This is a genomic window from Celeribacter marinus (assembly GCF_965656515.1).
GTDB lineage: Bacteria > Pseudomonadota > Alphaproteobacteria > Rhodobacterales > Rhodobacteraceae > Celeribacter > Celeribacter marinus_D.
Window position 1 is genome coordinate 8,630 of sequence record NZ_CBFHKW010000058.1, and the last position, 7,106, is coordinate 15,735.

At 59.0% G+C, this 7,106-nt stretch carries 6 protein-coding genes, 2 tRNA genes and 1 pseudogene; 4 read left to right on the forward strand and 5 right to left on the reverse strand.

Translation table 11 applies throughout. The annotated features are described in order from the left end of the window. The 4 genes and pseudogenes from ACTG34_RS11540 to ACTG34_RS11555 form a co-directional block, all read left to right on the forward strand. Positions 1-242, forward strand: a pseudogene (locus ACTG34_RS11540) (heme NO-binding domain-containing protein); the annotation flags it as partial. After that, complete coding sequence (locus tag ACTG34_RS11545; protein ID WP_439105052.1) at positions 242-1,279, forward strand: diguanylate cyclase domain-containing protein; 1,038 nt, start codon at positions 242-244, stop codon at positions 1,277-1,279. The pseudogene ACTG34_RS11540 and the gene ACTG34_RS11545, both read left to right, overlap by 1 nt. A gap of 87 nt (positions 1,280-1,366) precedes the next feature. Then, positions 1,367-2,347 (forward strand): MBL fold metallo-hydrolase, encoded by a 981-nt coding sequence (locus ACTG34_RS11550; protein WP_439105053.1) that lies wholly within the window; start codon positions 1,367-1,369, stop codon positions 2,345-2,347. Then, on the forward strand, positions 2,347-2,901 hold the full coding sequence (locus ACTG34_RS11555) for a thioredoxin family protein (RefSeq protein ID WP_439105054.1): 555 nt from the start codon (positions 2,347-2,349) through the stop codon (positions 2,899-2,901). Before ACTG34_RS11550 ends, ACTG34_RS11555 begins: the two co-directional genes overlap by 1 nt. Before the next feature lie 60 nt (positions 2,902-2,961). On the opposite strand, the gene ACTG34_RS11560 is transcribed toward ACTG34_RS11555, so the two are convergent. The 5 genes from ACTG34_RS11560 to ACTG34_RS11580 form a co-directional block, all read right to left on the reverse strand. Next, positions 2,962-3,036: transfer RNA gene (locus tag ACTG34_RS11560), tRNA-Glu, on the reverse strand. A gap of 31 nt (positions 3,037-3,067) precedes the next feature. After that, positions 3,068-3,142: transfer RNA gene (locus ACTG34_RS11565), tRNA-Glu, on the reverse strand. 91 nt (positions 3,143-3,233) lie between these two features. Next, positions 3,234-4,979, reverse strand: coding sequence for a single-stranded-DNA-specific exonuclease RecJ (gene recJ, locus ACTG34_RS11570; RefSeq protein WP_439105055.1), 1,746 nt, complete (start codon positions 4,977-4,979; stop codon positions 3,234-3,236). Positions 4,980-5,081: 102 nt separating this feature from the next. After that, complete coding sequence (glpX, locus tag ACTG34_RS11575; RefSeq protein ID WP_439105056.1) at positions 5,082-6,047, reverse strand: class II fructose-bisphosphatase; 966 nt, start codon at positions 6,045-6,047, stop codon at positions 5,082-5,084. A gap of 212 nt (positions 6,048-6,259) precedes the next feature. Next, the coding region (locus tag ACTG34_RS11580) for a homoserine dehydrogenase (RefSeq protein ID WP_439105057.1) at positions 6,260-7,106 on the reverse strand (847 nt) is incomplete at its 5' end.

A 7,106-nucleotide genomic window follows, 5' to 3' on the forward strand; every position in this document is an offset into this window, starting at 1 on the left:
TAACGGTTGTGGCCTCCGGTGAGGCGCAATTTCTAATGACGTGTTCGCATGCTGTCCCCGGATTTGGCTATGTTATGTTGGGGATTTTGCGGGCGATGGCGGATGATTACGGCGCCTTGGTGGTTTTGGAGCACCAAGGGTGGCAAGACGCAGGCGAGGAGGTGATCCAAGTTCATCTCTTGGAAGCAGCGTTCGCGCAGGGGCGCAGCTTTGATCTGGTTGCCGGCGAGGGACGTGCGTGATGCAGGGCGCGCGCACGGCACAAAGGGCGCATGCGGCGCATTGGGGGCAGGCCGCAAACGCATTGATGCCGATGAATCTGGTGTTCGATGATGCCGGTACGATCGTTCACGTCGGGCCTACGTTGCAAAAGCTACGACCCCATATTGATATGGTCGGAACACATATCCACGATCTGTTTGCGATCCGTGACAACGGGCGTGGCGATGAGGGAAGCGTGCTTCCGCTCGATACCAAACTATACCTCACCTTTAAATCGAGCCCCGCCACCGTCCTCAAAGGGATCGCGATCAAGATTCCCGGTGCGGATATCTATTTGCTCAACCTGTCGTTTGGCATGTCGATTGTGGAGGCCGTGCGCGCCCATGGATTGAGTGACGCTGATTTTGCACACACGGACATGGTGATTGAAATGCTGTATCTCGTCGAGGCAAAGTCGGCGGTTCTCGAAGAGATCAAACAGTTGAACGCACGGTTGCAGGGGGCAAAATCGCAGGCGGAAGAACAGGCGCAGACGGATGCATTGACGGGATTGAAAAACCGTCGTGCGATGGACCGTGTGGTGGCAAGATTGCTCGCTGGGCGGGTGCCGTTTTCGCTCATGCACCTTGATCTGGACTACTTTAAGCGAGTCAATGATACGCACGGACATGCGGCGGGCGATGCGGTTCTTGAACGTGTGGCGGACATTCTACGCGAAGAGACGCGTGACGACGATATGGTGGCGCGTGTCGGGGGCGATGAGTTCGTCTTGGTGTTTAGCCGGATGGTCGATAGCGCGCGGTTGTTGCGTATGGCGCACCGAATTATTGCGCGTCTTGAGGAACCAATAGATCACAATGGCCTGCGATGTGCGATTTCTGGGTCAATCGGCATTACGACCAGCGCGCTATCTCGAGCTGGGACGCCTCAGGCGATGATCCATGACGCGGATCTGGCGCTGTATGCGGCGAAACATGCAGGGCGCGCCACGGCGATCGTTTTTGACCCCGTACGCCACGCGCATGATGCGCCATTTATGCATATAAATGAGGCGTAAGGCTGCGGCCCCCACGCGGTGAAACGGGTTGACGCAACACATTCGGTTGCGTCTATATGTTGTCGTACCTTTGGGAGGAGACCCGACATGCCCCGTAAAATTTTTACCGCTCTAACACGCGCAATTCCCCTCGTCATCGGCGCCGTATCGGGTGCCGTATCTGGTGCCAATGCGACCGAAGGAATCGCGGATAAGTATCCGCAGTCCGTGCTTTACAACAAACCCGTGCAGGTGACGCAGCATGTGTTTTCCGCGATCGGGGCGACCGCGCCGCCGACCTATGAAAACGCAGGTCACAACAACAACCTAAGTTTCATCGTCACGGGGGACGGGGTGATCGTAGTCAACTCAGGCGCAAATGTCGCCCTGTCACGCGCGCTTCATGACGAGATTAAGGCGGTCACGGATCAGCCGGTGCGACTGGTGATCAATGAGAACGGGCAAGGGCACGCCATGCTCGGCAATAAGTATTGGGTCGATCAAGGGATCGACGTTTTGGCGCATGTCGATGCGGCGCATGAATTTGAGGATCGTAGTTTTCAAGCGGTGGAGGGTATGAAACGGTATGCGCGCGAGAACGGTGCGGACACCGAGGCGGCTTTGCCGACGATCACGTTCGAGGACAGCTATGCCATTGATATGGGTGATTTGCACATTGACGTGCTGCACCTCGGTCCTGCGCATAGTCCGGGCGATATTTCGGTATGGATTGCCCAAGAGGGCATCGTGATTGCGGGCGATATTGCGTTTCACGAACGTATGCCGCCGATTTTCTCGGACACCTGTACCAGCTGTTGGATCGAGACATGGGAGACAAAGTTTGAGCCGCTTGGGGCGTCCTATGTGATCCCCGGCCACGGGCATCCGACGACAATGGATGTCGTTCGGGCAGGCACGGTGGGATACCTTACGTATCTGCGCGGTAAGATCGGTGCACATCTTGAGGATGGCGGAACGCTCGATGATGCGTATTATGTCGACCAAAGCCCGTATGCAAATCTCGACACCTATGAAGAGTTGGCCACAAAAAATGCGGGCGTTGTGTATACAGAGATGGAATTTGAATAATGGCAGCTGTTCCCCCCGTATGTGAGTTTGACTGGTCGGCGCCGGCGTTTTCGCTCCCTGCAACGGACGGGAAAACCTACACATTTTCGGATGTGGCGGGGGAGAACGGCACTCTTGTGATGTTCATTTGTAACCACTGTCCTTACGTGTTGTCGGTGATCGACCGGATCATTCGGGACGGGCGCGATTTACAAGCGCTGGGTGTGGGGGTGGCCGCCATTTGCGCCAATGATGCGGATGCCTACCCCGATGACAGTTTCGACAACATGATCAAAAAGGCGCGGGAATGGGCGCTGCCGTTTCCATACCTGCATGACGCCGATCAGTCCGTTGCGCATCGCTTTGGCGCGGTATGTACGCCCGATTTCTTTGGGTTTAATGCGCAAGGGGGTCTGCAATATCGTGGGCGTCTGGATGCCTCGCGCAAAGACGCCGGACCCGTCGATTTGAAACGTGATCTGTTTGATGCAATGCGTATGGTGGCCCAAACGGGTCAGGGTCCGCAGGATCAAATCCCGTCGATGGGATGCTCTATCAAATGGAAAGATGAATAACGCGGTTATTACCTCGTCTTTGGCTGAGCCGTGCGTGTTATGTCGTGGGGGATTACAAAGTGGCAGCCCGTAGGGGAATCGAACCCCTCTTTCCAGGTTGAAAACCTGGCGTCCTAACCGATAGACGAACGGGCCACTCTTTGTGGCTGTGAAGCCGTTACACCAATGGCAGCCCGTAGGGGAATCGAACCCCTCTTTCCAGGTTGAAAACCTGGCGTCCTAACCGATAGACGAACGGGCCGCGATTGGCGTGAGGCGGTATTTATGAAAAGCAGCACGGGTGCGCAAGAGGAAACTTGAGAACTGAGGGTATTTTTGGTGCGGACGGGGCGTTACGCCTCGGCGGCATCGTCAAGGCGCAGCTGTGCACTACGCCGCCCCCCCCACGTGTTGATTTCCAATCGCCCCGCAAGGTGGAAGCGTTTGCCGCCATGTCCCTCAAGAGCGGGGCCAAGGGGGCCGTCAAATGCACCAAAACAGATGGCATCAAGGCGCGGACCAAGGCCGTCCGAGATCGTGACTTTGAGATGGCTTTCGCCCACACGGCGCGCAAAGTGGATTTGACAGTCAGGAAAGGCAAAGCGCGGGGCAGGGGCGGATGCGCCATAGGGGCCTGCGGCCTCGAGTTTTTCGATCAATTCGACGGTTGCGGCCCCCGGCATAAGGAGTGCGTCGAGTTTGAGGTCGCGCGGGCCGCCAGATCCCGCACCTTGTTTTTCGAGCAACTCGGACAGGCGCGCCATAGCGGCGTCGAGTTTGTCGCGCTCGACGGTGAGGCCTGCTGCCATTTTGTGACCGCCGCCTTTAACCAACAGGCCCTCTGCGGCGAGTTTTTGGATGGACGCGCCGAGGTCGACACCTGTGACGGAACGTCCTGAGCCTTTGCCGATCCCGTTTTCGTCAAAGCCGATGACAACGGCAGGGCGGTTGGTTGATTCTTTGAGGCGCGAGGCAACAATGCCGACCACACCCGGATGCCAACCGTCCCCTGCGGCCCACACGAGCGGGGCATCGGTGCCGCGTTCTTCGGCCTGTATGATGGCCTCGGCGCGGACGTTGTTTTCGATCTCTCGACGCTCGGAATTGAGCGCGTCGAGGCGCTCGGAAATGGCTTGGGCTTCGGCCTCGTTGTCGGTGGACAAAAGGCGCGCACCCAAATCAGCCGCACCGATCCGCCCGCCTGCATTGATGCGCGGGCCAAGCATGAAGCCGAGGGAATATGATGTGGGGGCGGTGTCCATACGCGCCACATCGGCAAGGGCGCGCAGGCCAATACGGTCGCGGTCGGCCATCACACGCAGACCTTGGCGCACAAGCGCACGATTGACGCCGATAAGGGGCGCAACATCGGCCACGGTGGCAAGGGCCACAAGATCAAGCGCACGCATCAGGTTCGGGGATTTCTCGCCTGCATCACGTAGCTGGCGAGTCACGTTGACCAGCATGAGAAACACCACGGCGGCGGCGCACAGGTGGGCCAGATCGCCACTCTCATCTTGGCGGTTCGGATTCACGACAGCCACACAATCGGGTAGGGTCTCTCCGCCAAGGTGGTGATCCAGAACGATCACATCGGCACCTTTGGCCGCAGCGATGGGACCGTGGGACAGCGTGCCGCAATCGACGCAGACGATCAGGTCGTGGTCCCGCGCGAGGCGCGCCATCGCCTCGTCGTTGGGGCCATAGCCCTCATCGATGCGGTCGGGGACATAGAGCGTACAGGTGCGCCCCATATCGCGCAGCCACGTCACCAAGAGCGCCGCAGATGTTCCGCCATCTACGTCATAGTCGGCAAAAATCGCAATGCGTTCACCGTTTTTCGTCGCGGCAATAAAGCGCGCTGTGGCCTTGTCCATATCCAACAGCGTGGCAGGATCAGGCAGCAGGTCTTTGAGGGTCGGGGCCAAAAACGCGTCTGCGTCCTCAGGGGCAACACCGCGCCGCGTCAGGGTGTGACATAGCGGTAGGGGCAGGCCCGTTTGTTGCGCCATGGCCTCGGCCAAGCGGTCGTTTTCGGGCGAGGGACCGACCCAACGGCGGGCGGTGAGCGAGGCTGCAACGTTCAGGAAATCTGTCATATGGTCTTAATGCCCGCTTGCGCGCAGCGGCGCAACGGGGTTGCCATTCAAAAAGGCGACCCGTTTAGGAGTCGCCTTTGCAGATGGGTTTTGGATACGGCCCTATTTGACGGGGTTGCGGTAGGTCATGCGGCGCACGGAACCGGTTTTGGAGCGCATCAGGATGGTTTCCGTGGTCAGATATCCCGGTTCGCGTTTGATGCCGTGTACGATGGAGCCATCCGTGACGCCGGTGGCGGCAAAGATCACGTCAGAGGTGACCATCTCGTCGCGTGCATAGATTTTGTCGAGATCGGTGATACCCGCCTTGGCGGCGCGGCCGCGTTCGTCGTCGTTGCGGAATGTAAGGCGGCCCCACATTTGCCCGCCCATGCATTTGAGGGCTGAGGCCGCCAGAACGCCCTCGGGCGCGCCACCTGATCCCATGTACATGTCGATGCCGGTGTTTGGCTCGGCGCAGTGGATCACGCCCGCGACATCGCCGTCCGTGATCAGGCGAATGGCGGCGCCTGTGGCGCGTAATTCGTTGATCATGTTCTCGTGGCGGGGGCGTTCAAGCACGCATAGGGTGATTTTGTTCGGCGTGACGCCCTTGGCCTTTGCCAAGGCGTGCACGCGCTCGGTCGGGGTCATTTCAAGGGACACAACATCGGTGGCATAGCCCGGACCGATGGCGAGTTTGTCCATGTACACGTCAGGCGCGTGTAGTAGCGTGCCGCGCGGGGCCATGGCGATCACGGTGAGCGCGTTGGGCATATCTTTGGCGGTGAGCGTGGTGCCCTCGAGCGGGTCGAGCGCGATGTCCACGGCGGGGCCGTTGCCTGTGCCGACCTCCTCGCCAATGTAGAGCATCGGGGCCTCGTCGCGTTCGCCCTCGCCAATGACAACGGTGCCGTGGATGTCGAGTTGGTTGAGCTGTTCGCGCATGGCGTTTACTGCGGCTTGGTCGGCGGCTTTCTCGTCGCCGTGGCCCACAAAGTCAGCCGATGCAATTGCGGCCTGTTCGGCAACACGGGCAAGGCCGAGCGACAACATTCGATCGTAGAAGAGATTTTTGGAAGGGGCCATAGGGTCAAGTCCTGTCATTGCAGATGCGTCAAAGGTGTTGAACCCTTCATGCGCACAAGTTTGTAGCAGCGGCAAGACAGGCGCGGGCATGTGTGCGCTAACAGGTGGCGTGTTTGCGCTAACGCATTGGCGTGACGTAACAAATCAGCTTTGCAGGGTGCGTATCGGACGAATTTTAGGGCCGCGTGGGGCGAACTGCGAATGGCGCTCCTTTAGACGGCTTCGATGCGAATGGCCACGGGCGGCTCGGACAGCACGTTTGCGCTTTCCATTGCAGCCATCGCCACGTCAAGCGAGTTGCGCGAGGCGGGATCGGTGACGATCAGCACAGGGGCGACATCGGGATCATCGTGTTGGCCGTATTGGCGCATGCGGTCGATCGAGACGCCAGCATCGCCAAGCGCCGCAGTGACTTTGGCCAGAACACCCGGTTTGTCGATGCACGACAGGCGCAAATAGAACGGTGCGGGAGTTGCCGCCACGGCGGGCTTGGCGGTCTCCAACATCTCGACAGGCATGCCGAATGTGGTCACGCGAATGTCGCGCGCGATATCAAGGACGTCTGACATTACCGCGGAGGCGGTCGGACCCATGCCGGCACCGGCACCGCGCAGAACGATCTGCCCAACTTCGTCTCCCTCAAGCACAACCATATTGGTGGCGCCGTCGAGTTGGCCAAGCGGGGAGGTGTCAGGCACAAGGCAGGGCGTCATGCGCTGTTCAAGGCCGCGACCCGTCATTTGGGCCACGCCCAAGAGTTTGATTTTATAGCCCATGTCAGCGGCTTGGCGGATATCGTCGATTGTGATGCGCTCGATCCCTTCAAGGACCATATCGCTAAATGCCACTTTTGTGCCAAAGCCTATGGCGGCGAGCAGGGCCAGTTTGTGGCCCGCATCAATGCCGCCCACATCCAAGGTCGGATCGGCCTCAAGATACCCAAGTGCGTTTGCGGCGGCGAACACCTCGTCATAGGACAAGCCTTCGTTTTCCATACGGGTTAGAATATAGTTACAGGTGCCGTTCATCACGGCGATGATGCGGGTGACGTTGTTGCCT